The organism is Deltaproteobacteria bacterium, assembly GCA_020845895.1.
Classification (GTDB): domain Bacteria; phylum Lernaellota; class Lernaellaia; order JACKCT01; family JACKCT01; genus JADLEX01.
The window spans coordinates 1-25,440 of record JADLEX010000066.1 but is presented as its reverse complement, the minus strand read 5'-3'; the positions used below and the strand labels follow the sequence as shown (position 1 = coordinate 25,440).

Annotated in this window: 21 protein-coding genes and 1 riboswitch; of the genes, 15 read left to right on the top strand and 6 right to left on the bottom strand. The window is 63.8% G+C overall.

The features are described 5' to 3' along the window. Positions 1 to 3: 3 nt before the first annotated feature. From IT350_09380 to IT350_09370, 3 genes are read left to right on the top strand one after another with little or no spacing between them, the layout of a single operon-like run. The gene (locus IT350_09380; protein MCC6158253.1) at positions 4 to 1,362 is read left to right on the top strand and encodes a FliI/YscN family ATPase; all 1,359 of its coding nucleotides are present in this window, start codon (positions 4 to 6) and stop codon (positions 1,360 to 1,362) included. Beyond that, positions 1,359 to 1,802, top strand: coding sequence for a hypothetical protein (locus IT350_09375; protein MCC6158252.1), 444 nt, complete (start codon positions 1,359 to 1,361; stop codon positions 1,800 to 1,802). The genes IT350_09380 and IT350_09375 overlap by 4 nt, the downstream gene beginning before the upstream one ends. An 11-nt stretch (positions 1,803 to 1,813) precedes the next feature. Further along, positions 1,814 to 2,368 (top strand): hypothetical protein, encoded by a 555-nt coding sequence (locus tag IT350_09370; GenBank protein MCC6158251.1) that lies wholly within the window; start codon positions 1,814 to 1,816, stop codon positions 2,366 to 2,368. Between the two features lie 6 nt (positions 2,369 to 2,374). On the opposite strand, the gene IT350_09365 is transcribed toward IT350_09370, so the two are convergent. Together IT350_09365 and sppA are read right to left on the bottom strand one after the other, a co-directional pair. Next, entirely contained in the window at positions 2,375 to 3,739 is a 1,365-nt protein-coding gene (locus IT350_09365; protein MCC6158250.1) for a metallophosphoesterase family protein, read from the bottom strand. 22 nt (positions 3,740 to 3,761) lie between these two features. Beyond that, on the bottom strand, positions 3,762 to 4,751 hold the full coding sequence (sppA, locus tag IT350_09360; GenBank protein MCC6158249.1) for a signal peptide peptidase SppA: 990 nt from the start codon (positions 4,749 to 4,751) through the stop codon (positions 3,762 to 3,764). A 267-nt stretch (positions 4,752 to 5,018) separates the two neighbouring features. On the opposite strand from sppA, the gene IT350_09355 reads away from it, so the two are divergent. The 3 genes from IT350_09355 to IT350_09345 all read left to right on the top strand — a co-directional run bounded on the left by IT350_09355 (position 5,019) and on the right by IT350_09345 (position 12,615). Further along, complete coding sequence (locus IT350_09355; GenBank protein ID MCC6158248.1) at positions 5,019 to 7,712, top strand: MMPL family transporter; 2,694 nt, start codon at positions 5,019 to 5,021, stop codon at positions 7,710 to 7,712. A gap of 190 nt (positions 7,713 to 7,902) precedes the next feature. After that, positions 7,903 to 10,485, top strand: coding sequence for a hypothetical protein (locus IT350_09350; GenBank protein ID MCC6158247.1), 2,583 nt, complete (start codon positions 7,903 to 7,905; stop codon positions 10,483 to 10,485). 84 nt (positions 10,486 to 10,569) lie between these two features. Further along, a complete protein-coding gene (locus tag IT350_09345) occupies positions 10,570 to 12,615 on the top strand; it encodes a protein meaA (GenBank protein ID MCC6158246.1) in 2,046 nt (681 codons plus the stop codon). 56 nt (positions 12,616 to 12,671) lie between these two features. Here IT350_09345 and IT350_09340 read toward each other — a convergent pair whose 3' ends face one another. Then, positions 12,672 to 12,977: a DUF962 domain-containing protein gene (locus IT350_09340; protein ID MCC6158245.1), complete on the bottom strand. Its 306-nt coding sequence runs from the start codon at positions 12,975 to 12,977 to the stop codon at positions 12,672 to 12,674. 130 nt (positions 12,978 to 13,107) lie between these two features. On the opposite strand from IT350_09340, the gene IT350_09335 reads away from it, so the two are divergent. The 4 genes from IT350_09335 (at position 13,108) to IT350_09320 (ending at position 16,200) form a co-directional block, all read left to right on the top strand. Continuing rightward, entirely contained in the window at positions 13,108 to 13,560 is a 453-nt protein-coding gene (locus IT350_09335) for an OsmC family protein (protein MCC6158244.1), read from the top strand. Between the two features lie 13 nt (positions 13,561 to 13,573). Further along, positions 13,574 to 14,275, top strand: a complete 702-nt coding sequence (locus tag IT350_09330; GenBank protein ID MCC6158243.1) for a transglutaminase family protein — start codon at positions 13,574 to 13,576, stop codon at positions 14,273 to 14,275. Between the two features lie 66 nt (positions 14,276 to 14,341). Beyond that, positions 14,342 to 14,758 (top strand): archease, encoded by a 417-nt coding sequence (locus tag IT350_09325; GenBank protein MCC6158242.1) that lies wholly within the window; start codon positions 14,342 to 14,344, stop codon positions 14,756 to 14,758. 8 nt (positions 14,759 to 14,766) lie between these two features. Beyond that, positions 14,767 to 16,200, top strand: coding sequence for an RtcB family protein (locus IT350_09320; GenBank protein MCC6158241.1), 1,434 nt, complete (start codon positions 14,767 to 14,769; stop codon positions 16,198 to 16,200). Between the two features lie 4 nt (positions 16,201 to 16,204). Here IT350_09320 and IT350_09315 read toward each other — a convergent pair whose 3' ends face one another. Further along, on the bottom strand, positions 16,205 to 17,674 hold the full coding sequence (locus IT350_09315) for a cysteine--tRNA ligase (GenBank protein MCC6158240.1): 1,470 nt from the start codon (positions 17,672 to 17,674) through the stop codon (positions 16,205 to 16,207). Positions 17,675 to 17,807: 133 nt separating this feature from the next. Between IT350_09315 and IT350_09310 the strand changes: the two genes are divergently transcribed. After that, positions 17,808 to 19,217 (top strand): MATE family efflux transporter, encoded by a 1,410-nt coding sequence (locus tag IT350_09310; GenBank protein MCC6158239.1) that lies wholly within the window; start codon positions 17,808 to 17,810, stop codon positions 19,215 to 19,217. 13 nt (positions 19,218 to 19,230) lie between these two features. Here the strand turns inward: IT350_09310 and nth are convergent, their stop codons facing one another. Both nth and fusA read right to left on the bottom strand, forming a co-directional pair. Continuing rightward, on the bottom strand, positions 19,231 to 19,878 hold the full coding sequence (gene nth, locus IT350_09305; protein MCC6158238.1) for an endonuclease III: 648 nt from the start codon (positions 19,876 to 19,878) through the stop codon (positions 19,231 to 19,233). Positions 19,879 to 19,940: 62 nt separating this feature from the next. Continuing rightward, positions 19,941 to 22,025 carry an elongation factor G gene (gene fusA / locus IT350_09300; protein ID MCC6158237.1) on the bottom strand — a complete coding sequence of 695 codons (2,085 nt, stop codon included), beginning with the start codon at positions 22,023 to 22,025 and terminating at the stop codon, positions 19,941 to 19,943. A 302-nt stretch (positions 22,026 to 22,327) separates the two neighbouring features. Further along, a riboswitch (TPP riboswitch) is annotated at positions 22,328 to 22,428 on the top strand. Between fusA and thiC the strand changes: the two genes are divergently transcribed. From thiC to thiH, 4 genes are all read left to right on the top strand, one after another. Next, positions 22,421 to 24,052 (top strand): phosphomethylpyrimidine synthase ThiC, encoded by a 1,632-nt coding sequence (thiC, locus tag IT350_09295; protein MCC6158236.1) that lies wholly within the window; start codon positions 22,421 to 22,423, stop codon positions 24,050 to 24,052. Its footprint overlaps the riboswitch before it by 8 nt. Next, positions 24,049 to 24,246: a sulfur carrier protein ThiS gene (gene thiS, locus IT350_09290; protein MCC6158235.1), complete on the top strand. Its 198-nt coding sequence runs from the start codon at positions 24,049 to 24,051 to the stop codon at positions 24,244 to 24,246. Before thiC ends, thiS begins: the two co-directional genes overlap by 4 nt. A gap of 1 nt (position 24,247) precedes the next feature. Continuing rightward, entirely contained in the window at positions 24,248 to 25,042 is a 795-nt protein-coding gene (locus tag IT350_09285; GenBank protein MCC6158234.1) for a thiazole synthase, read from the top strand. Next, positions 25,039 to 25,440 (top strand): 2-iminoacetate synthase ThiH (gene thiH / locus IT350_09280; protein ID MCC6158233.1); only part of this gene is annotated, 402 nt, incomplete at its 3' end. The genes IT350_09285 and thiH, both read left to right, overlap by 4 nt.

Here is a 25,440-nt window from a genome sequence, read left to right as displayed (position 1 = left end):
CCGATGCACGAACTCATCGACCTCACGCCCTATCGCGCCCGGCTCGACGACATCGAGTGCGTGAAGGTGTCGGGGCGCGTGCGGAAGATCGCCGGCACCGTCATCGAGGCGACGGGTCCCCGCAGCGCCGTGGGAAGCCTGTGTCACATCTTCAAGCCGGCCATCGGCGGACGTGAAGCGGAGATCGTCAAGACCGAGGTCGTCGGATTCGACGAACGCGGCGTCATGCTCATGCCGCTCGAGGATGCCCGAGGCGTGTTGCCGGGCGCGCGCGTGGAGCGGGTGCGTTCGCGGCCCGTCGTGCGGGTCGGGCGCGACATGCTCGGGCGCGTGCTCTCGGGGCTCGGCGAACCGCTCGATGGGCTCCCGGCTCCCATCGGCGACGACGAGCGCTATCTCTACGGTCTTCCCGGCAACCCCATGAAACGCAAGCGCATCAGCGAAATGCTGGAAGTGGGCGTGCGCTCCATCGACGCCGCACTGACGTTGGGGCTCGGACAGAAAGTCGGCATCTTCGCGGGTTCGGGCGTCGGCAAATCGGTGCTGCTGGGGATGATCGCGCGCAACACGACCGCCGACGTCAACGTCATCGCCCTCATCGGCGAGCGGGGCCGCGAGGTGCTGGAGTTCCTCCAACGGGATCTGGGCGAGGAAGGTTTGCGGCGCAGCGTCGTCATCGCGGCGACGTCGGACCGTTCGCCGCTTCAGCGCGTACGCGCGGCGTTTCTCGCCATCACGGTCGCCGAGTACTTCCGCGATCACGGCCGCAAAGTGCTGGTGATGATGGATTCGCTGACGCGATTCGCCATGGCCCGGCGCGAGATCGGCCTCGCCATCGGCGAACCCCCGACGGCGAAGGGCTATACACCGTCGGTCTTCGCCCTGCTGCCGTCGCTGCTGGAACGCGTGGGAAACGCGGACGGCAAGGGCGGCGTGACGGGCATCTTCACGGTGCTGGTCGAGGGCGACGACATGAACGAGCCCATCGCCGACGCCGCGCGCTCGATCCTCGACGGGCACATCGTGCTCTCCCGACGTCTCGCGGCGCGAAACCACTTCCCGGCGGTGGACATTTTGCAGAGCGCGAGCCGGTGCATGAACGACGTCGTCACGCGCGAACACCGCTCGCTGGCCGGACAGCTTCGCGAGTCGCTCGCGGTCTTCGGCGAAGCCGAGGACCTCATCAACATCGGCGCATATGCGAAGGGATCGAATCCGAAGATCGATCACGCGATCGCCGTCAACGACGCGCTGACGACGTTTTTGAGGCAGGACGTGGACGATCGCGCACAGTTCGGCAAGGGGATCGCGCAACTCGCACGCATCTTCCGCGAGCGTCCGGCGGCGGGAGGCGCGTCGTGAAACGATTTCGTTACGCGACGGTTCATCGCGTGCGCGCGCTGCGCGAACAGCAACATCAACGAGTATTCGCGGAGCGGCAGCGATCGTGGAACGATGCGCAAAAACACATCGAAGCGATCGACGACGATCACGAGCGGACCATCGCGAACATGGATGCCGGGCGTCGCCGCGATTTCGATGCCCGCTCCGATCAGGTCTATCTGCATCACCTCGGGCGACTCGCGCGAACGCGCGCCGAAGCCGAGGCCGAATCAGTCCGACGACAACAAGCGATGAATGAACAGCGCGAGCACATGCTTGCCGCGATGCGTGACCGGCGAATGCTCGACAAGCTCTTCGAGCGTTTTCGCGAGCACGAGCGGGCCGCTGAGGAAAAAGCGGAGATCGAACTGATCGGCGAGATCACCATTCAGCGCCACGGGCGCATGGACGAAGAATGACGGAGGCGGCGATGAATCGGCGAAGCGGCGGGCGATGGATCGTCGCGACGCTGGCATGCGCGATCGTGCTCGCGATGATTTCGGCGCCGGGCGCACAGGAGACGACCACGACCACTACTCCCGCGCCGTCGCCGAGCCCGACCCCCGCCGAAAGCGAGGCGGCCGGCGAAGCGGTCGAGGCGGAAGTCAAACTCGCGACGCCCGAGGAATTCCGATCGTATCTCGAGGCGCAGAAAGCGGCGATCGCGCGCGAGCGCGAAGCGCTTTTCGCCCTGAGGGCCGAGGTCAAGAAAGAGGTCGAGCGCCTGCAGGCGCTTCAGACGCAACTTGACGCGCGGATGACCGAGATCGATGTCGAATACGACAAGAGGATCAAGAAGCTCACGCAGACCTACAACGCCATGTCGCCCGAGGAGGCGAAGGCGCAGCTCGTCAACCTGGAAGAGGGGTTGATGCTGCGCGTGATCGCGGGCATGAAGCCCAAGGATCAGGCGGCGATCCTGGCGCTATTCCCGCCCGCGGAGGCGGCGCGCATTGCCGAGAAGCTGCTGAAAAAGACGAACTAGCCGCGACTAGCAGCCGCAACCGTCGTTGTCATCTTCGCCCGACGAATCCCCGTCCGCCGATGGCGTGTCGTGGTCGGGTGTTCCTGTGTCGTCATCCGTCGCATCGTCGTCGGTCGCGTCATCATCCGTGTCGTCGTCGGCGACGTCGTCGTCATCGTCGTCCGTGTCGTCGTCCTCGGTCGGCGGCGCGTCAGCCTCGATCGAGAACGCGTCGAGCAGATCGCCGTTCGTGATGCTGTAAACCTCGAAATCGATGCGTTCGGATGCGACCTCCGCGATCATGTAGTGGTGATCGCGGGCGTGCGCGCGAAATCCCGGCCAGCTTTGAATCCCGGGATACACGTCGTAGAGCGCCGCGCCACCGCCGGCCGTAATGACGTGCGGAATGCCATTGAGTTCGTGGCGCGCGTAAAAGTGATCATGGCCCGACAAAACCAGATCCACGCCAAAGGCGCGTACGACGGGCTCCACCATGAAGCGCGCCGCGATATCGGGGGTGCGCCCTTCCTTGTAAGTGAACGCGGGCTGGTGATACGAGACGATCGTGAAGTTTGTGCGCGTGTCGAGCTGATCCTGCTCCAGATCGTCGCGCAACCATTCGATCTGCGTCATCCCCGGCAACAGCGTCCACCACTTCTGCAGGTCCACAACGGCAACGTGCACGTTCCCCACGTCGAAACTGAACCACGTCCGCGCGTCCTCGCCCGTCCCCGTGTCGTAGTACCACTTCCACAGTTCGTCGCCGGTGAATCCCGTGACGTCGTCATATCCGTCCTCGTGGTTGCCGAAAACCGGTACGATCGGCGAGATTCCCATCAGGTCGTTTTCCACGAGAAAGTGGTAGTCCCAGTCTTCATAATGGCCGCCGTCGGCCACAAAGTCGCCCGTATTCAGGTAGAAGAGCGGCGTCTGCGCGGCGACCGCTTCCGCGATGTCCACGTGGATCAGGTTCGGACTTTCGGGAGAACCGTTGCGCGTGTCGCCGATGGACACGAAGCGAAAGGGTGTCATGTTGTCGGGCATCGTTGTGAACACGATGTCGTCGCTCGCGTCGCCGCCGTGAATCGCGCGGTAGACGTAGCTCGTGCCGCGTTCGAGCCCCGTGATTCGGATGCGGTACATGTAGCGCACCCCGTCGGGAAACGTCTTTTCGCGCCACGCGTTTGCGCCCAGCGACTGGCCCAGGCTCTCGTCGGGTCCGTACTCAACGGAGGCCACGCCATCGGAATCGGCCTCGATGCAGATCGTCGCCGCGTTCGTGGTGACGTCCTGGAGATAAGGGCCCTTGAGAATCGCGGCGTCCGCCAAACCCGCGAACCCGAGCCCCAACGCGATCGTTGCGACCGCCACTCGATTCCCACGTCCGTTCATCTCACGCTCCTCGCTTTTGACCTTACTGTCCCATCCACATGAACATGAGCCTCGGCCGCGCCAGTTCCATCATGGTCGCCATATCGGGCGCAACGGACAGGTTGACGTCCGGCGCCTTCATGGTGTTGTTCGAATACATGTTGAGTTCCTTGCGGCGGCTGTCGGTGTAGAACAGCACCTTCGCGTCGCGAATGTCGGCCTTGTCCATCGCCGCGCGCACCGCGTCGTCGATGTAGCCGACCTCGTCGATGAGCCCGAGATCCTTCGCCTCCGAACCCAGATACACGCGGCCGTCCGCGATCGGTCGGAGCGTGTCCCGATCCATCTTCCGCGACTCCGAAACGACGCCGAGGAACTGGTCGTACATGCGGTCGACCATCGCCTGAAATACGGCGCGCTCCTGTTCGGAGAACTGGTCGAAGGGATTGCCCATGTCCTTGAGCTCACCGCTTTTCACGACGCGCGATTCCATGCCGATCTTGTGAAAGAGGCCATCGAAACCCAGTCCGAAGACGATCACGCCGATCGAACCGGTGATCGTGGACTTGTGCGCGACGATGTGGTCGGACGCGCAGGCGATGTAGTAGCCGCCCGACGCGCTCACATCCATCATCATCGTCACGACCGGCACGTTTCGCGCGGCTTTGAACTGGCGGATCTCGCGGTACACGACATCCGACGCGGTCACCGTCCCTCCGGGCGAGTTGATCCGTAGCACGACCGCCTTGATGCGGTCATCCGTGGCGGCCTTGCGCAGTTTCTTCTTCACGTTTTCCGTCGTGGCTTCGTGCTCCCACCACAGGACGGACTCGCCCTCACCGGTGATCGGACCGTCGATGTCGAGCATCAGCACGCGATTTTCGGTGTTCTTGTCGCCGTAGGTCTGCAGAACCTGCGAGCTGAGCTGATCGTCGGGCATCGGAAACAGATTGACGTCCGCGATGTTGAAGCAGGCGGAAAAAAACAACGCCGACATCAGGAGGATGGCCGCGCCGATCGAGGGACTACGCATCGGAATCTCCGAAATTCATTTCAGGCGATTGTCTTGGAAACCCGCGCGGATTGTCAACGTCGCCACGCTCCACAACCGCGTCGAACGATGGTCGGCGCGCGTTCCGCGGCTTCGCGGGTTCGATGTTGATTCGCTTACCAACAGTGCGTAACGTGTGCTCCCATTATGACACGAATTTCAGGTCCGCCGAGTCCAAGCCCGCCCCGTCCCTCGGTTCGCCGGCGCGCGTTTGCGGCGTGGGGTGCGCTCTGCCACGACCACGCGTGGATGGTCGTCGGCGTTTGTCTCGCTATAACGGCGTTCTTCGGCTACTTCGCGATGGGCATCAAACTCGACCTTGGGTTTATCGCCCTGCTCGACAAAGAAGATCCCCTGATCGCGCGCGCCAACAGCGCCAACGACAGCTTCGGCGGCATGGACTACCTCGTCCTCGTCCTGACGACGCCGCACGAGGAGCCCGCGGACAAGGAACGCCTCATCCGGTTCGCGAACCGGCTCGGTCCGCGCCTGCGGGAAAATTCCGATCTCATTCGGCGCGTCGTCGATCGGGTCGATCTGGACGACATGGTGCGTTGGGCGCCGCTGTTTCTGGAGGGAGACGACCTCGACGACTTCGTTCGAGAAATGACGGAGCAAAAGGACGACCTCGCGCGATTGTTCACAGACACGCGGCTTGTGCCGTTTCTGACCCAGCTGAACGCCACCCTCGAAAGCGACATCATCGTCGCGGACGAAATCGCCGACCCCGAAGACGCCGTGAGCCAACTCGACGCGCTTGGCGAATTTTACGAGACGGCGGACCGGTATCTTTCGGCCGTCGAGGACCCGGGCGACGGGCCGGTAAAGCGCTCGGTGCGAAATCTATTCGTCCCCGAAACGGACGAAGCCGAGGTGCTGAAGGACGACTACTTTTTCTTCGACCACGATCGCGCGCTCATGCTGCGTGTGATGGCGACGAAGCCTCCGGACGACTACATCTTTTGTACGCAGGTGTTGGATCTCGTCGAGAAAACCTACGCCGACGTCGCGAGCCAAGCGCCCGGCATCGAGATGCTTTACGGCGGCGCGATGGTGGTGATGCGCGACGAATATCGGGCGCTCGTGCACGACATCAAACTCTCAACGTGGCTGTCTCTCGCATTGGTCCTCATCATTTTTATCGCGGTCTTTCGCCGCGTTACGGACCTCGCCCTGATCGGCATCTGCCTCGGCGCGGGACTTGCCATCACCTATGGACTCACGCATTTCGCCATCGGATTTCTCAGCCTGCTCACGGCGTTCTTCGGTGCGATGATGATCGGTCTCGGGATCGACTTCGCGATCCACTACATGAGTCGATACCGCGAGAATCTTCAGAATGGTTTGGATTCGCGCGACGCGTGCATTGCCGCATTCACCGGAGCCGGGCCGGGAATCGTGACGGGTGCGACGACGACCGCGGTGGCGTTTCTCGCGCTCATGATCGCGCGATTCAAGGGGCTTTCGCAGCTTGGCTTCGTCTCGGGCGCGGGGATTCTCATCATGCTGGCGCTCATGCTCACGCTGCTGCCCGCCATGATGGCGCTACGCGAACGATATCGAAAACGCGCGGGTCCGACACGCGCGATTGACGACGCGTTCTCGCTCGGGCGTCTTGCGGAATATGCCATCCGGCGGCCGAAGTTCAACTCGCTCGCCATCATCGTCAGCCTGTTGTTGGCGGGATGGGGCGCGCTGCAGACGTCATTCAACTACGACTACCGGAGTCTGGAGCCGCGCGGCGCCATTTCAATGAAACACGTCGCGATTTTGGAAGAGCGGCTCGATCGCGGCCTCGACTACGGTTTGTTCGTCGCGGACGACCTCACGCGCATTCGTGATCTGACCGCGAAGGCGAAGATGCTCTCGACGGTTCGCGAGGTGGAGTCGATCACCGACTATATTCCGGAAAATCAGCCGGCAAAAAACGCGAAGTTGCGAACGCTCGCGCCCGTGTTCGACGCGATTGCGATCCGGCAAATGCCCGAGGCGGGGGATGCCTTCGGGAGGGAAACCTTGGCCGATTACGCCGGCGCGGTGCGCGGGAGCGTGCGCGTGGTCCGGGCGGTGCTGCAACTGGCAATTCTCGGCGGGCAGTTCGAGGTCGAGGACAAGGCGCGCGAGGTGATGACCCGCATCGAATCGTTCGCAAAGAGCATCGACGAACACCCCAACGGGCAGGCCGCGACGGGAGCCACGCGATACCAGCGTTATCTGTCGGGGGAACTGTCCCGCCTGCTCGAAAGCCTTCGCCTATCGGCACGCGGCGAGGAACTGACGGTCGAAAAGCTGCCCGCGATCGTGCGCGAGCATTTCATCGGCAACGACGGACGGATGGTCGTCTACATGTATCCGACGCAGAACGTGTGGAACGAACATTTCATGAAGAAGCACAATGCCGAGTTGCTCGCGGTGGACGAGACGGCGGTGTCGGTGCCGATCATTTTCGATGCCGTGGTCGCCGCCATCAAGGTCGATTTCAAGAGTTCCGTCTGGTATTCCGCACTCGCGGTCTTCCTGCTGGTGCTCGTCGATTTTCGGCGGTTGCGGACGACGCTGCTGGCCATGCTGCCGTTACTCTCGGGCGGGCTGTGGATGGTCGGAATCATGCCGCTCATCGGCATGCAGTTCAATCTCATCAACGTCGCGATCGTCCCCCTCATCCTCGGCATCGGCGTCGACAACGGTGTTCACATTCTTCACCGGTATCGCGGTGAGACCGAGCACCGCGTCGCCCGCGCCGTCGAGCACACGGGCAAGGCGATTTTCCTTTCGGCGCTTACGACGATAACGGGCTTCGGCACTCTGGGCCTCGCGTCGTATGTCGCGGTCGGCACGCTCGGCCAGCTTCTCGCCGTCGGGGTATTTTTCTGCTTCCTCTCGTCGGTCTACGTGCTGCCGCTCGTGCTGTCGTGGTTCGATCGCAAAGGTTGGCGCGTTTGAACTCTCCCGACATAATGCGGCCATGCGGGGATGCGTGCCCAGAGCCTTCATTGGGGTCGTGCTGATCGCGTGCGTCGTTTCCTGCGCGGATGGCGGTTCGCACGATTCATCGACCGGTGAGGCTGGGGATGGCGGACCCGCGTTGGATATCGAACTGACGCGTTGCGCATCCGCTCAACGCGATTCTTTCGTGCACTTCTTCGACCCGGAAGGGATCAATCCGTGCGTCGATCCGACCGGCTCAGGCGCGTTCGGCGAATGGATCGCAGATGCCGACGGTCGGCCCGCGTATGCGTACTCGGCGGACCCCGCGTCGCCGGAATTTCCGGATTCGTTCGTCACGGGCGGCGCGTCGCGCGACCAGTGGCACTTTTTCGGCAACGACCGGTGGGGCGCTACGGCGCACAACAACGGTCGCGTCGAGATCTACGATCTGGCGCGAGGTCCGAAGAACCTGAACCGACGAGATGCCGCGACGCGCAACGACGCGGGTGGCTACAAGTATCTACGCACGGGAGAAAAGACGCTCGTCACGCGCCGCGACCTGCTGCCGTCCAATGCCGGGCAGTCGATGGTCTTCGGAATGGGTTACGCGGAGAAGACGACCGATTGGAACGGTCTGCGTGTGCGCGAGCGCGTCTCCGCGCCAGCGGGCGACGATCCCGTCCTGCTGAGCACAACGTTGGTGACCAACGAAACCGCATTGACGATTGAGGTTGAGGTCGTCGAGTTCTGGGACCCGAATCCGACGCAGCTCACGTTCGCCCCGGTCATGACCTACGGGCTTGGCGAGGTCTTCTGGGAACAGCGGCGACGCATCAGCGAGCGATTTACGATGACCTTCGTGGATGATGCGACAAACGGCATCATCGGCGCGGGAGCGCGGACGCGTAACGACGACCCACCGATGCCCGATGAACCGTCGGAAATCGACGAGTATCCGCGCACGATGTTTCTGACGGCGTTGGATGCGGACGGCTCGCTACGCCGCTCGCTCGATCGTGCGGCGTTTTCCCGGTGGCCGGACGATTCGGCCTATTCAACCGAGCCTCCCGAAGGGCGGTCGCTCTACGGCGGTGACGCCGTGCTGGCGATGTCACGCACCGTACGTCTTCAGCCCGGCGAGTCGCGCGAGTTGCGCTATCTTGTGGGTTACGCCGACGAGGCGGACATCGCGCACTTGGCGGAGAGATACCGCGAGGTTCCCGACGCGCCGCGACCATTTACGGATTTCGTCGTGGACGGTGCGCCGTGGCTGTGGCGCGAAGTGGCTTGGCACGCCGAATCGCTCTTCGCCGGTTCGTTCTACAGCGAATATTCCAATGCGCACTTCGTCGATCAGGGATCGGCATACTCCTATCTGCAGGGTCTTTCGGGCGCGCACCGCGATTTCGCGCTGTTCACATTGCCGATGGTATGGCTGCGGCCGGACCTCGCGAAGGAGATGCTGCGTTTTTCGCTGCGCGCGCAATCGGCGACGGATGGCGCGCTTCCGTACGCGCACATCGGTCACGGCCTGCAAACCGGCGCGTTCATCCATACAGAATCGAGCGATCTCGATCTCTTCCTCATGTGGGCCGCCGCCGAATATCTGAATGCAACGCGCGATTTCGCGTTTCTCGAAGAATCGCTGCCGTATTATCCGACGTCGGACGGAGAGTCCGGTTCGGTCCTGAATCATCTTCGACACGCCTTCAAACATCTGCGCGACGAAATCGGCGTCGGTCCGCACGGATTGATCCGCGCGGGGACCGGCGACTGGAACGACGTGCTCATCGCGTTTTCGCCGTGGCCGAACGAGACGAAGGAACATGGGGAATCCGCGCTGAATGGCGCGCTCGCGACCGTGGCGCTGCCCGCGCTGGCCGACGCCGTCGAAAACGCCGACGCGGAATTCGCCGCCGAGCTGCGTGCGTTCGCCGACGGCCAAGCTGCGGCCGTTCGCGAACTGTGGCGCGACGCGTGGCTGGCGCGCGGTTATCTGGGTCACGGCGATGAAGTGCTCGGCGCGGATCATCTGTTTCTCGATGCACAGGCATTCGCCGTGCTCGGCGGGTTGTGGACGTCGGCGCAGACATCGAATCTCTTCTCAGCGGTTCGGCGTCATCTCGTTGATCCGCAAGTCGCGGGGGCGCGCTCGCTGTGGCCGCCGATGACGGGGCCGCTGCTTGAGCCCGGTTCCGACACCAACGGCGGCACGTGGTCGGCGATCGACGGTCTGCTCGCGTGGGCGTGGGCGACGCACGACCCCGACGCGGCATGGGAATTCTTTCTATCGACGACGCTCGCCGCGCACGCCGAGGCGTATCCCGAAATCTGGTACGGGATTTGGTCGGGTCCTGATTCGTTCAACGCGGACGATCACGACCGGCCCGGCGAAACCTTCAACTCCACCGTAACGCCCATGACCGACTTTCCCGTGATGAACATGAACCGTCACGCGGGACCGCTTCTGTCGGCAATTCGATTTGCGGGTTTCGAGACGCGCGGGGATCGCATCGTCATAGATCCGAAAATCCCCGGCGGTCGATTTACCTGGCGCAGCGGTTTCATCGGCGCGAGTTACGCCCCGGACGCCGTGCGGGGATATCTGACCGCGACCGCCGGCGCGACGTTTACGCTTCAGGTCCGAACGCCCGCACCGGGCGACGAGTATCAACTTCGCGTGCGCGACGCCGCGCAGGGGTTTGAGCGCGAGGGCGACTTCGCCGTGTTCTCCTTTGCGGCGGAATCCGGCGAGCGCGTGGAGTGGGAGCTTACCGCCGGGCGATAGTGCGTTGACGGCGCACGAATTCGGATTGACGATCACGCATGGGTTGGGGGATAAACCCGCCTCGAATTATCCGGGAGCGATGTCATGACCTCCGTTGAGAAGACGACCGAAACCGCGTCCGCGACGGTTGAACGCAAACGCGAACAACCCTGGGTTTTCCGCACGTACGCCGGTCACAGCACGGCGCGCGCGTCGAACGAGCTGTTCCGATCCAATCTCGCGAAGGGTCAGACGGGTCTTTCGGTGGCGTTCGATCTGCCGACGCAGACGGGATACGACTCAGATCACCCGCTCGCGTACGGCGAGGTCGGCAAGGTCGGCGTGCCGATCGGTCACATCGACGACATGGACGCGCTTTTCGACCAGATTCCGCTCGACCGCATGAACACCTCGATGACGATCAACGCGACGGCGGCGTGGCTGCTCTCGCTCTACATCGCGCTCGCGGAACGGCGAGGGATCGACCGGAAGGCGCTGTCGGGCACCACGCAAAACGACATCATCAAGGAATACCTTTCGCGGGGCACCTATATCTTTCCGCCCGCGCCGTCGATGCGGCTCATTGTGGACACCATTGCGTACACGGTGCGCGAGTCTCCGAAGTGGAACCCCACCAACGTTTGCAGCTACCACCTGCAGGAGGCGGGCGCGACGCCGGTACAGGAACTCGCCTACGCCCTGTGCACGTCGATGGCCGTGCTCGACGCGGTGAAGGCCAGCGGGCAGGTCGCCGAAGCCGACATGCCGGAGGTCGTCGGACGCATCTCGTTCTTCGTCAACGCGGGTATCCGGTTTATCGAAGAAATGTGCAAGATGCGTGCGTTCGTGGAGTTCTGGGATCGAATCACGCGCGAACGCTACGGCGTCACCGACGCAAAATTGCGCCGCTTCCGTTATGGAGTTCAGGTCAATTCGCTGTGCCTCACCGAGCCGCAGCCCGAGAACAACATCCAGCGCATCGTGTTCGAGATGCTCGCGGTGATTCTGTCGAAGAACGCGCGCGCCCGCGCGGTGCAGCTTCCCGCGTGGAACGAGGCGCTCGGCCTGCCGCGTCCGTGGGACCAGCAGTGGTCGCTGCGCATTCAGCAGGTCGCGGCATACGAAACGGACTTGCTCGAGTACGGGGACCTCTTCGACGGATCGCCGGTGATCGAGCGAAAGGTCAAGGAACTCGTCGAGGGCGCTCAGACGGAAATCGACAGGGTGCTCGCCATGGGCGGCGCGGTGGCCGCCGTGGAAAGCGGCTACATGAAGCGCGAACTCGTGCAAAGCCACACACGGCGCTGGCGCGGAATCGAACTGGAGAAGACCGTTCTCGTCGGCGTCACGCACTGGAAGGAAACCGCGGATTCGCCGCTGACCGGCGGAGGCGGCGATCAGATCATGAAGGTCGATCCCCTGGTCGCGCGCGAACAGATCGACGCCTTGCGCGTGTTTCGGTCCAAGCGAAGCGCCGCGGATGTCGATGCCGCGCTGGTCGGGCTCGTGGATGCGGCGAAGAGCGGCGCGAACATCATGCCCGCGTCGATTCGCTGTGCGCACGCGGGCGTGACGACGGGCGAGTGGACCGACGCGTTGCGCAACGTTTTTGGCGAATTCCGACCGCACACGGGCATCGACATCAAGGCCGTGGTGCCGGGACGGCAGGTGGCCATCGACGAACTGCGCCGACGCACGCAAAGTACGGCGGCCGCCATCGGTTCGCCGCCGCGCGTGCTGATCGGCAAGCCCGGGCTCGACGGACACAGCAACGGCGCGGAGCAGGTCGCGGTGAAGGCGCGCGATGTCGGATTCGAGGTGATCTACGACGGAATCCGCCTGACCCCGGACCAGATCGTCGCCGGAGCGCTCGAAGAGGGGGTCCATCTCGTCGGACTCTCGATCCTCTCGGGCAGCCACATGGAACTCGTGGGCAGCGTGATCGAGAAGATGCGCGAGCAGGAGATCGACGACGTTCCCGTAGTGGTTGGAGGCATCATTCCGGAGTCCGACGCCGTGCGACTGCGCGAGATGGGCGTGCGCGCGGTCTATACGCCGAAGGACATCGATCTCAACCGCATCATGGCGCGGCTCGTGGATGTCGTGCGCGAGGCGAACGGACTCGCGCCGTTCGGCGAGTTGACGGTTTAGGCAATTCGCCGACACATTTGATCGACCTCTGCGTCGTGGAATCCGCGCGTCCGCGTTCAGATTTTCACTTTGCCGATCAGAATGTCCTTGAACATGGTCCAGTCGCCAAGGAAGCTGTAGAACGGCTGCTTGAACGAGGCGGGCCTGTTCTTTTCGAAGACGAAGTGACCGATCCACGCGAGTCCATATCCGAAGATCGGCAGGAGAAACAGAGCCCACCAAGTGGCGGTGAACACCGCAAAGGCGAGCGTCGCGAGAACGAGCCACGCGCCGACAAAATGCAGACGGCGGCACGTGAGGTTGCTGTGCTCTGACAGGTAGAACGGGTAGAAATCCCGAAAGTTGTCGTAACGCGCGGGCATGGGACCCCCTTCGTTGGCGGCGTTGATCGCGAAACGTACACAGTGAAGGGATAGAGCATATCGCACCGCGTGGAAAATGACACAGATCGGGTCGGATCGATTCGGGCGACTCGAACGCAGGAGGTTTTCGATGAGCACCTCGGGACACGAGGTCACGGTCAAGGTATCGGAGACACGCGAGGGCCGATTCTCGCAAACCGCCACGGACGGGCGTCACCACTGGCATTCGGATGAGGTCCCGGACGCCGGCGGTGACGATCGCGGACCGAATCCTTATGAGTTGCTTCTGTCGGCGCTCGGCGCCTGCACATCGATGACGATTCGCATGTACGCCGACCGCAAGGAGTGGCCCGTGGAGCGCGTGAAGGTGACGCTTCGCCATCGCAAGGTCCCCGCGGGCGACATTCCCGGTGCGTCGTCGCCGACGGGGCTCATGGACGTCATCGATCGCGACATCGAACTGGTCGGCGATTTGACGGACGAACAGCGCGCGCGCATCATCGAGATCGCGAACAAGTGCCCGGTACACCGGACTCTGCAGCACGCGTCGATGATCCGGACCCGGGAAACGAACGCCGAATAGGATGGATATCGGAATGGTTTCGAAATACGGCGAAACGCCGGGCGCGGATCTCGCGCCGAAGTATTTCGTGGACAGTAATGACGTGCACGTCCGAGACTTTGCGCGGCAGTCGATCGGCGACGTCCGGGACGAGCGCGAAAAGGCCGTCCGCCTATTCTACGCGGTGCGTGATGGCATCCTGTATGATCCCTATTCGCTCACGCTCGACCCCGCCGATTATCGGGCCAGCGCCGTGCTCGCGAGGGGCCGCGCGTTTTGCGTGCCCAAGTCGATTCTGCTCGCGGCGGCGGCCCGTGCCGTGGGAATCGGAGCGCACCTCGGTTTCGCCGACGTGCGAAACCACCTCACCTCGAAACGTCTCTTCGAGGCGATGCGCACGGATGTCTTCGCGTTCCACGGCTACACGAGCCTGCTGGTCGCCGGGCGGTGGTTTAAGGTGACGAGCGCGTTCAACCGCTCGCTCTGCGAAAAGTTCGGCGTGCGTCCGCAGGAGTTCGACGGGGGCTCAGACGCCCTCCTGCATCCGTACGACCTGAGCGGTCGACGGCACATGGAGTACCTGCGCGACCGCGGTGAGCACGACGATTTTCCGTTTGACGATTTCGTCGCCGCGATGCGCGAGCACTACCCGCATTGGTTCGCGAGCGCGACGCGGTTGTCGGGTGATTTTGAGACCGAGGGGCGATTCGAGCCGGACGCGCCCGCGGGCGCTTGAATTCAGGCACGGGACCGGATAGGAATTGGACCGTTTTTTCAAACGACAAGCTTCGAAGGACGCGGCGTGACGCAGCGCGGTTATCGACATCTGGAGCATACGGCGGATCTCGCCCTCGAAATTTGGGCGGAGTCCGAGGAGGACTTGCTCGCGGAGATCGCGTTCGCGCTCGTCGGCATCATGTCGGGCAACGCGGATCTGGAGCCCGATCAGGCGCGCTCGCTGCGCATCGACTGCCTCGACCGCGAAGACCGTCTGGTCCAGTGGGCGAACGAGATGATCGCGTTCGCGTTGATCGACGGATTCCTGCTGGCCGACATCGACGAGATCCGCCTGTATGAAGGCGGACTCGAGGCCATCCTGATCGGCGAGAGCAAGTCGTACGACAAGATCCATTCGGAGCTGAAGAGCGTGACCTACCACGGCCTGAAGATCGTGGAAAACAAAGAAGGCTTCATGGCACAGGTCGTCATCGACGTGTGAGGCACGCGATGCGTATCGAGCAACTCGACGAGGTCCGATACGAGATCCCGCGCGAGGGCGCGATGCGCGTGCCGGGCTTGGTGTACGCGTCGAGGGAGCTTCTCGTCGACATTCGCAAGGATCAGGCCCTCGCGCAGGTGGCGAACGTCGCGCACTTGCCGGGCATTGTCGGCCGGTCCCTCGCCATGCCCGACATCCACTGGGGTTATGGGTTTCCCATCGGCGGCGTCGCGGCGTTCGACGCGGACGAGGGCGTGATTTCGCCCGGAGGCGTCGGTTACGACATCAACTGCGGCGTCCGACTGATCCGAACCGACATCCCAAAGATCGACGCGAAGCGTGCGATCGCGGATCTCGCCCGCGCGCTGTTTGCCGCGATCCCTTCCGGGGTCGGATCGAAGTCACGACGCGGCCTCGACGAACGTAGCCTGAGAATTGTGCTCACGCGCGGCGCGCAATGGGCGCTGGCCGAAGGCTTCGCCACGGCGGATGATCTCGCGCACATGGAGGAAGGGGGATCGTTCGACGGCGCCGATCCGGAGGCGGTGTCGGAGCGGGCGATGGAGCGCGGCCGCGCGCAGCTCGGCACGCTGGGCTCCGGCAATCATTTCTGCGAGGTCGGCTATGTGGAGCGCGTGTTCGACGACGTCGCGGCGCGCTCGTTTGGGTTGGTCGAAGGTCATCTGACGGTGATGATCCACTCGGGCAGCCGGGGATTCGGTTATCAGGTCTGCGACGACTTTTTGCGCGTGATGCTCCGGGCGTCGGTCGATCACGGAATCTCGCTACCCGACCGTCAACTGTGCGCCGCGCCGCTTCGCAGCGCTCCCGCGCGGCAATACCTCTCGGCGATGGCGTGCGCCGTCAATTATGCCTTCGCGAATCGACAACTCATGACGCACGCGGCACGCGAAGCGTTTGAGCGCGTCTTCGGTTCGTCCTGGGAGCGGCTCGGAATGAGCCTCGTCTACGACGTGTGCCACAACATCGCGAAGTGGGAGACGCATTCGGTGGATGGGCGTGAAACGCGGGTGTGCGTGCACCGAAAGGGCGCGACGCGGGCGTATCCGGCGGGGCATCCCGATGTGCCCGCGGCGTACCGTGCGGTGGGCCAGCCGGTGCTGGTGCCCGGCGACATGGGGCGGTGCAGCTACGTACTGGTCGGGCAGGAGGCGGCGATGGCCGAGACCTTCGGCTCGTGCTGCCACGGCGCGGGACGGGTGCTGTCTCGCGCGGCGGCGAAAAAGGCGGCTCGCGGACGGGGGGTGGTCGAGGAGCTCGCCGGGCGCGGAATCCACGTCGAAAGCGCAAGTCGGACGACCGTGGATGAGGAAATCCCCGAGGCGTACAAGGACGTGTCGCAGGTCGTGGACGTCGTGGAACGTGCCGGGCTCGCGCGAAAGGTCGCGCGGCTCGTGCCGCTGGCGGTTGTAAAGGGCTGACGGTTTACTTCGGCGCCCAGGTCGTGCCCTGCGGCGAATCCATGAGCACGATTCCCTTCGCAGCGAGTTCGTCGCGGATCGCGTCGGAGGTCGCCCAGTCCTTCGCCTTGCGCGCGGCGGAGCGCCGGTCGATCAATTCCTGAATCTGTTGCTCGGCAAGACCGGCGCGGCACAGCGTGCGCGAGCGCTTTCCGGCGAAGTAGGCCTCGGGCTCGGCGGCGAGCAACCCGAGTACGCCGCGCATGATCTCGAAGATCCGCACGAGTTCGGTGACGACCATGTTGCGCCCGCCGACGGCGCCCGCCCCGGGGGCGATGGCGGCCGAGATCAGGTTCGCCACCTCGAAGAGATGACCCTGCGCCTTGGCGGTGTTGAAGTCGTCGTTCATGGCGGCGACAAAATCGTCGTGGGCGCGCCGCGCGTCGGTGACGGCCGCGCGCTGCGTTTCGTCGAGTTGCGACTCGTCCAGCGCCGCGTCTTCGTAGGGGCGTTTCCGCAGGGCGTCGAGCAGATCGTAGAGCCGGTCCACGGCGGCCTGCGCGTCGGCGAGACTCTGCTCCGAATAGTCGATCGGGCTCCGATAGTGCGCCGAGAGCAAGAACAGACGCAGCGCCTCGGCGGAGTAGCTCTTCAGGATGTCGCGGATTGTGAAGAAGTTGCCCGTCGATTTCGCCATTTTTTCGTGGTTGACCTGAACGAAACCGTTGTGCATCCAGTAACGAGCGAACTCGCGGTCGTAAGCGGCCTCGGACTGCGCGATTTCGTTTTCGTGGTGCGGAAAGACGAGATCCTTTCCGCCGCCGTGGATGTCGAAGGGCATGCCCAGATGCGCCATGCTCATTGCCGAGCACTCGATGTGCCAACCTGGGCGGCCTTCGCCCCATGGCGACGGCCACGACGGCTCGCCCGGCTTCGCGGCCTTCCAGAGCGCGAAATCGAGCGGATCTTTCTTGAGCTCGTCCTTGTCCACGCGCGCGCCGACGAGCAGGTCGTCGATGTTTCGTTTCGAGAGTTTCGCGTATCCGGCGAAGCGGCGCGTCGAGTAGTACACGTTTCCATTTTTCGCGTAGGCGAAACCCTTTTTCACGAGCAACGAAATGGTCTCGACGATCTGAGCGATGTGGTCGGTCGCGCGCGGCTCCACGCTCGGCCGCGCGATGGCCAATGCATCCATGTCCTCGTAGAACGCGTCGATGTTCTCCGCGACCACGCTCTTCCAGTCGGTCTTCCGCTCGGCGGCGCGGTTGATGATCTTGTCGTCGACGTCGGTAAAATTGCGGACGTAGTTGACCTGAAAACCCAGGTGACTTAGATGGCGCACGACGGTGTCGAAGACGATCTGGCTTCGCGCGTGGCCGATGTGGCAGCGGTCGTACACTGTGACCCCGCATACGTACATGCCGACGCGTCCGGGGTTGATCGGCGTGAACTCTTCCTTTTGGCGGGTCATCGTGTTGTATACGCGCAGGGTCATTCCGAGGCTCCAAATCCGAGCGAAAACAAGGCGTCCGCGCGCAATCTTGCCGAGCGGGTGCGTGTTGTCAATCGAGCGCGTCGCCGCTAGTCTGCGCCGCGCGACGGCGAACGGCTCCCGCGCGAAAAATCACATGAGCGATCACTCCAAACTCCAGGGATCAACGGGCGACGCGGACGTCGGCGGCGTCGTCACCGCACGCTCGGGCACGGCGCGCGAGGTGCTCTCACTCTCGGCGCCGATGGTCATGGCGTTCATCTCATTCTCGATGATGGGCGTTGTGGATACGATCATCATGGGTCGCGTGGGCACGGTGGAGCAGGGCGCCGTGTCGTTCGGCAGCTTTCTCGCGTGGGTGCTCGCCGTCGTATTCACCGCCACGCTCACGGTCGTCAACACCTTCGTCGCGCAGGACTTCGGCGCGGGTCTCACACACCGCCTGCGCGTTCACGTCAACACGGCGTTCGCCGTCATTCCGGTTTTCGCGCTCGCGGTTTGGGCCACGATCCCCGCGCTGCCGTGGCTGATCGGCGCGATGGGTAGCGACGCGGAGGTCTCGCCGCACGTGCTGACCTACGTGCGCATCCGCCTCATCGGAGTGCCCTTCATCTTCATCGTCTTTACGATGACGAGCTACCTGCGCGGGCAGGGCGACATGTGGACACCGATGGTCGCCACCATCGCTGCCAACGTCGTCAACGCCGCCGCCGCGATCGTGCTCGTCTTCGGGTGGGGCGTGATTCCGCCGCTCGGCGTGCGCGGCGCGGCGATCGGCACCCTGATCGGCGGGCTGACCGAGTCGCTCATCTACTTCGCCGTCTATTTCGGCGCGCGGCACCATCGCCTCTACCAAACGCGCTTGATCGAAGCGCCGACGCGCACACAACTCTACCGGTTCGCGGCGGTCGGCTTGCCGATCGGCTTCGCGTGGGGCTTTGAGAACCTCGCGTGGCTGCTGTTCTGCGTGTACGCCTCCACGCAGGATCCGTTCGCCCTCGCGGCGAACATGATCGTATTCCAAATCATCCAGTTCAGTTTCCTGCCGGCGGCGGCGGTCAGCATCGTCGGCACCACACTCGTCGGTCAGTACCTCGGCGCGCGGCGAAAGGACCTCGCGAGGCGATCCGCGCGGATCACGGTCCTCGTCGGCGTGGGCTACATGGCGGCGGTGGGTCTGATTTTCGGCCTCGCGCGGCATCCGCTGATGAGCGCATTCAACCCGGACCTGCGCGTCGCGGACATCGGCGTGCGCCTCGTCGTGATCGCCGCGTTGTTCCAGCCCTTCGACGCGCTCGGCCTCATGGTCGCCGGCGTGCTGCGCGGCGCGGGCGACACGCGCTATCCCATGATCGTCATGGCGATCTCGGGGGCGTTCGTCTTCATGCCGGGGATCTGGCTATTCGGCGAGAAAATGGGGATGGGCGTGGTCGGCGCATGGATCGCCGCGCTCGTGCATGTGATCACGTACGCCGGTTTTCAATTCGCCAGATACCGACGCGGCGTTTGGCTCACGATGGGGCCGACGGAACCCGAAGTCCGCTGAAGAAATCCGAAGGCTACGCGACCAAGTACGATGGGCAGAGCGACCCGATCCGGCATGCCGCGCAATTCGGCTTGCGCGACGCGCAAACCCGGCGGCCGTGCCAGATCATCGCGTGCGAAAAATGCGTCCAGTCCTCGCGGGGGATGAGGTCCATCAGGTCGAACTCGACCTTGACCGGGTCGTCGTGCTCCGTGAACCCCATTCGTCGCGACAGACGGCCCAGGTGCGTATCGACCGTGATGCCCGGCACGCCGAAGGCATTGCCGAGCACGACGTTGGCCGTCTTGCGCCCGACCCCGGGCAGCGTGACGAGTTCGTCCAGCGTCTTCGGGACTTCGCCGTTGAAGTTCGCCAAGAGCACTTGCGCCATGGCCTGAATGTTCTTCGCCTTGTTGCGAAAGAACCCGGTGGAGCGAACGGCGTCCTCGAGTTCGCCGATGTCCGCGTTCGCGTAATCCCGTGCGGATCGATACGTCTTGAAAAGCGACTTCGTCACCTGATTGACGCGCTCGTCGGTGCACTGGGCCGAGAGAATCGTCGCGACGAGCAGATCGAGCGGCTGGCGGAAATGCAGGGCGCACTCGGCGGCGGGATAGTCCTCATGGAGGATCGCCCAGATTTTCTTCGCCCGATCGAGGACGGCCCTCTTTTTCCCCGGCACCCTCGGCCTCCAAAATCGAACGGGCGGCCCGAGAGCCGCCCGTATTTGTCGCGTGCCTCGATCTACTCGACCTCTTCTTCGTGCTCGCGCTTGTTCGCCTCGATCACTTTCGTGGCGGCCTCGTGCGGCACTTCCGGGTAGTGGTCGAATTCCGACGTGAACGATCCGCGCCCGCTCGTCATGGAACGCAGATCGGGCTCGTAGCGCAGGATTTCGGAAAGCGGGACGAGCGATCGGACGACGGTGTTCTTGCCCTTCGTCTCGTACCCTTGCACATGTCCGCGCCGTCGGGACAGGTCGCCCATGATGTCGCCGGTGCATTCCTCGGGTACGACGATCTCCAGTTTCTGAATCGGCTCGAGGAGCACGGGCTTCGCCTGCGAGATGCCCTGCTTGAACGCCATTGCGCCGGCCATTTTGAACGCCTGTTCCGAGCTGTCGACGTCGTGGAATTTGCCGTCCACGAGATCGACCTGGAAATCGACGCACGGGAATCCGGCGAGCGGACCCCGGTCGAAAGACTCGCGGATGCCCTTGTCCACCGCGGGAATGAACGTCTTGGGGATGACGCCGCCGACGATCTTGTCGTGGAATTCGTAGCCGCCGCCGCGCGGAAGCGGCGCCAGAACGATCTCGCACTCGCCGAATTGCCCGCGCCCGCCGGTCTGCTTCTTGTGGCGGTAGCGGCTCGTCGCCTTGCCCTGAATCGTTTCGCGGTACGGCACCTTGGGAAGACCGAGTTCGGCCTCGAGCTTGAAGCGGCGCATGAGCTTTTCCATCGTGACTTCGATGTGCCCCGCGCCCATGCCGGACAGGATGACCTCGCGCGTCTGCGGATCCTTGCGCACGTGAATCGTCGGATCGTCGTCGGCGAGACGCAGCAGGCCGTCGATCACCTTGTCTTCGTCGCCCGTGCCTTTGACGTGCACCGAATAGCTGATGCTCGGCGTGGGGATCGCGACGAGGTCGTAGACTACCGGATTCTTTTCGTCACAGAGCGTGTCGCCGGTCTTGGTGTCCTTGAGCTTCGCGACCGCGACGATGTCGCCGCATACGGCTTCTCCGACGTCCTCGGTGGTTTTGCCGTTGATTTTGAGGATGTGGCCGAGGCGCTCGGTCGAGCGATGGCGCGGGTTGTAACACGCCGAGTCGGCTTTGACCGTACCCGAGAGCACGCGGAACATCGACGCCGTCCCGGCGAAGGCGGAACTCGTCTTGAACACAATGGCGGAGAACGGCGCATCGGGCGCGCAGGGCCGGCGGATCTCCTCGTCCTTGTCGGGGTGTTTGCCGACCGATGCGGATCGCTCGAGCGGCGTGGGGAACACGTCGACGATGAAGTCGAGCAGGTTCGCGATCCCCATGTTTTTCGTGGACGAGCCGCACAGAACGGGGTACGCGTCGCCCGCGACGAACGCCTTGCGAAGGACCTGCAGGATGTCCGCCTGCGGCAATTCTTCGCCCCCGAGGTATTTCTCCATCAGGGATTCGTCGTTCTCCGCGATGGCTTCGAGGGTCTGCGTGCGGATCTCGGCGAGCTTCGCCGACATGTCGGCCGGGACGTCCATTTGGACGGCCTTGCCCGAGGCGTCGAATCGGTACGCCGCGCCGGTGATGACGTCGATGATGCCCTGGAACTTGTCCTCCTGTCCGATCGGGAGTTGCATCACGACGACGTTGATCTTGAACGAGTCGTGAATGTCGCGCAGCACCTGATCGAAATTCGCACGCTCGCGGTCGAGCTTGTTGATGAAGAACGCGCGCGGCACTCCGCGCTTTTCGGCCGCATCCCAAAGCTTTTCGGTCTGCACTTCGACGCCGCTGGCCGCGCACACGGTCAGCAGCGCCGCATCCGCCACGTCCAGCGCGTGGAGCGCCTCGGTGGAGAAATTCGCGCCGCCGGGCGTGTCCAGCAGGTTGAACCGGTGTTTGTTCCAATTGCACGACACAGGGGTCGTCGCGATCGAGTACAGCTTCGATTTCTCCTCGGGCTCGAAGTCGGTCACGGTGTTGCCGTCCTCGACGCGACCGAGGCGGTTCGTCACGCCGGTGTCGAACAGGATCGCCTCGATCAGCGAGGTCTTGCCCGTGTGACCGTGACCGACGACAGCGACGTTGCGAAGTTTGCCCGATTCCACCACATTCATGCCCGAACTCCTTCCGATGGCCGGGGCACGTTGCCCGCAAGAATTCTGCGAAACCCGATCCGGCGACCCGCGTTGGAAACAACATATTTGCGCGAAAAGCCCGGCCGGGCCGGTCCTTTTGCACGAAGGTCGAAATCTTAGCCACGGGCCCTCCGGTTGACAAGGCCGATTCCGCCCGATCCGGGGCGATCCGGGCGGTGTGTCCTTCTCCTCCCTCGCGCCGCGTCCCCCGAAAACGTCGTCGGACATACGTTCAAGCGCGACTTCGTTGACGCACCGGGGGGCGGCGTGTACGGTAATTCGTTGGTTGTCTGGGGTGTCCGCCACCGAGCGGACTGAGATCAAACCCATCGAACCTGATCCGGTTGAGACCGGCGTAGGGAAAGGACAACGGGATGGCAAACGCACCCGATTCGAGCGGTGCGGGCGGAAACGGCGCCGATCACGGTTCGCCGAATTCCCCCGGCATCGACTCCGCGAACAGTCTCTTCGAGTTTCCCGCGTCGTCGCGTGTCGAGATCGAGGCGAACGGCTGCCGGGTGCCGCGACGGCGCGTTCATCTGACCAACGGCGATCACTTCGACCTGTACGACACGCGCGGCCCGCAGGGGCATGACGTCGCCGATGGGCTCCCCAAACTGCGCATCCCGTGGGTCGAGGCGCGTCGCGAACGCGGCGATACGAATTTTTCGCAGATGCACTGCGCCCGGCTTGGCGAGATCACGCCCGAGATGCGTTTTGTGGCCGGTCGCGAGAACGTCGCGCCCGAGTTCGTACGCGCCGAGGTCGCCGCGGGTCGCGCGATCATCCCCGCGAACATCCGCCACACGGAATGCGAGCCGATGATCATCGGCAAGGCGTTCCTCGTGAAGATCAACGCGAATATCGGCAACTCGGCGGTGACCTCGTCCGTGGAAGAGGAGGTCGACAAACTCCGCTGGGCGACGCACTGGGGCGCCGACACCGTGATGGATCTGTCCACGGGCAAGAGTATCCACCAAACCCGAGAGGCGATCCTGCGCAACTCGCCCGTGCCCATTGGAACCGTGCCGATCTATCAGTGCCTCGAAAAGGTGAAGGGCCGCATCGAAAAGCTCGGCATCGACGTCTTCATGGAGACGATCGAGGAACAGGCCGAGCAAGGCGTTGACTATTTCACGATCCACGCCGGGCTCCGCCGCCAGTACATTCCGCTCACGCACCGCCGGCTCATGGGCATCGTCAGCCGGGGCGGGAGCATCATGGCGAAGTGGTGCACGATCCATGAGCGCGAGAATTTTCTGTACGAGCACTTCGAGCGCATCTGCGAGGTGATGAAGAAGTACGACGTGAGTTTTTCGCTGGGCGACGGACTTCGCCCCGGCGGCATCGCCGATGCGAACGACGCGGCGCAGTTCGCGGAACTGCGCACACTGGGAGAGCTGACGCACATCGCGTGGCGTCATGACATCCAAGTCATGATCGAGGGTCCGGGTCACGTGCCCATTCACAAGATCCGTGAAAATGTCGAGTTGCAGCAGGAGATCTGCGGCGGCGCGCCCTTCTACACGCTGGGGCCGCTCGTACTCGACGTATCGCCGGGCTACGACCACTACGCCAGCGGGATCGGCGCGGCGATCATCGGTGCGCACGGCACCGCGCTGTTGTGTTACGTCACGCCCAAGGAACATCTCGGTCTGCCTAACCGCGACGACGTGAAGGCCGGCGTGATCGCGTACAAAATCGCCGCGCACGCGGCCGATCTCGCCAAGGAGCATCCCGGCGCAATGGAGTGGGACAACGCGCTGTCGCGCGCGCGATTCGAGTTTCGGTGGGAGGATCAGTTCAACCTCAGCATGGACCCGCAGACCGCCCGCGCGTATCACGACGAGACGTTGCCGTCGGATCACGCCAAGACCGCGCGCTTCTGCTCGATGTGCGGGCCGGATTTTTGCGCCTATCGCATCTCGCAGGACGTGCGCGAGGCCGCCGTGGACGATCCGGCCTGTCATCATCTCGAAATCAGTCTGGAGTCGAGCGGGCTATGAGGGTGATCGTCAACGGACAGGATCGAAATCTCGAAGACGACGCAACGCTCGCCCAACTGCTCGACGAGTTGAAGGTGCCGCGCCAGTTTGTCGCGGTCGAATACAACGGCGAGCCGTTCGAAGGCGAGCAGACGAGTTGCCGTCTCCACGACGGCGACCGGCTCGAGGTCGTGCGTTTCGTGGGTGGAGGTTGAGATGTCGCCCGACGTCAACGACGATCTGATCATCGCCGGACGGCGCTTTTCGTCTCGATTGCTCGTCGGTACGGGCAAGTTCCGCAGCCCGTCGATCATGGCCGAGGCGATCGACGCATCGGGTTCCGGCCTCGTGACGATGGCGCTTCGCCGCGTCGATCTGAACTCGCCCGACGATTCGATGATGACGCACCTCGACGCGTCGAAATATCTTTTACTGCCGAATACCTCGGGCGCACGCGACGCGGACGAGGCGGTGCGCCTCGCGAAACTCGCACGTGCCGCGGGCGGTTTCGAGTGGATCAAGCTCGAGGTGACGCCGGAGCCCAACTACCTGCTGCCCGATCCCGTGGAGACGCTGCGCGCGGCGCGAGATCTCGTGAAGCTCGGGTTCACGGTGCTCCCGTACATGAACGCCGATCCGGTGTTGGCGCGTCACCTCGAAGACGCGGGCTGCGCCACGGTGATGCCGCTCGCCGCACCCATCGGCAGCAATCGCGGCATGCAAACTCGCGATCAAATCGCGATCATCATCGAGCAGGCGAACGTGCCGGTCGTCGTGGATGCGGGGCTCGGCATGCCTTCGCACGCCGCCGAGGCCATGGAGATGGGCGCTGACGCGGTGCTCGTTAACACGGCGATCGCGATTGCCGACGACCCCGTCGCCATGGCGCGCGCGTTCGCCGTGGGCGTGCAGGCGGGCCGCATGGCGTGGCTCGCCGGCGCGGGGGGCGAAAGTCGCGTGGCACGCGCCAGCAGTCCGCTCACCGGGTTCCTGCGCACGGGCGAATCATGACGACGTCGTTTTACGAGCGCATCGCGAGTGTCGATCACGACGCGCTGGGCCGGGCGGTTCGCGGCATCTCGGCGGACGACGTGGACGCGGTCCTGCGTCGCGATCGACCGGACGACGCGGACGCGCTCGCGCTGTTTTCGCCGGCGGCGTTCGGACGGATCGAGGAAATGGCGCGACGCGCGGCGGCGATCACCGAACGGCGATTCGGCCGCGTCATTCAGCTCTATGCGCCGATGTACCTGTCCAACGAATGCGCCAACATCTGCACGTACTGTGGATTCTCGAACGACGTGGCGATTCCGCGCGTGTCGCTCACGACCGATCAGGCCGTGCGCGAGGCGATGCACCTGTACGAGCAGGGGTTTCGGCACATCCTGCTCGTGACGGGGGAGTACAAG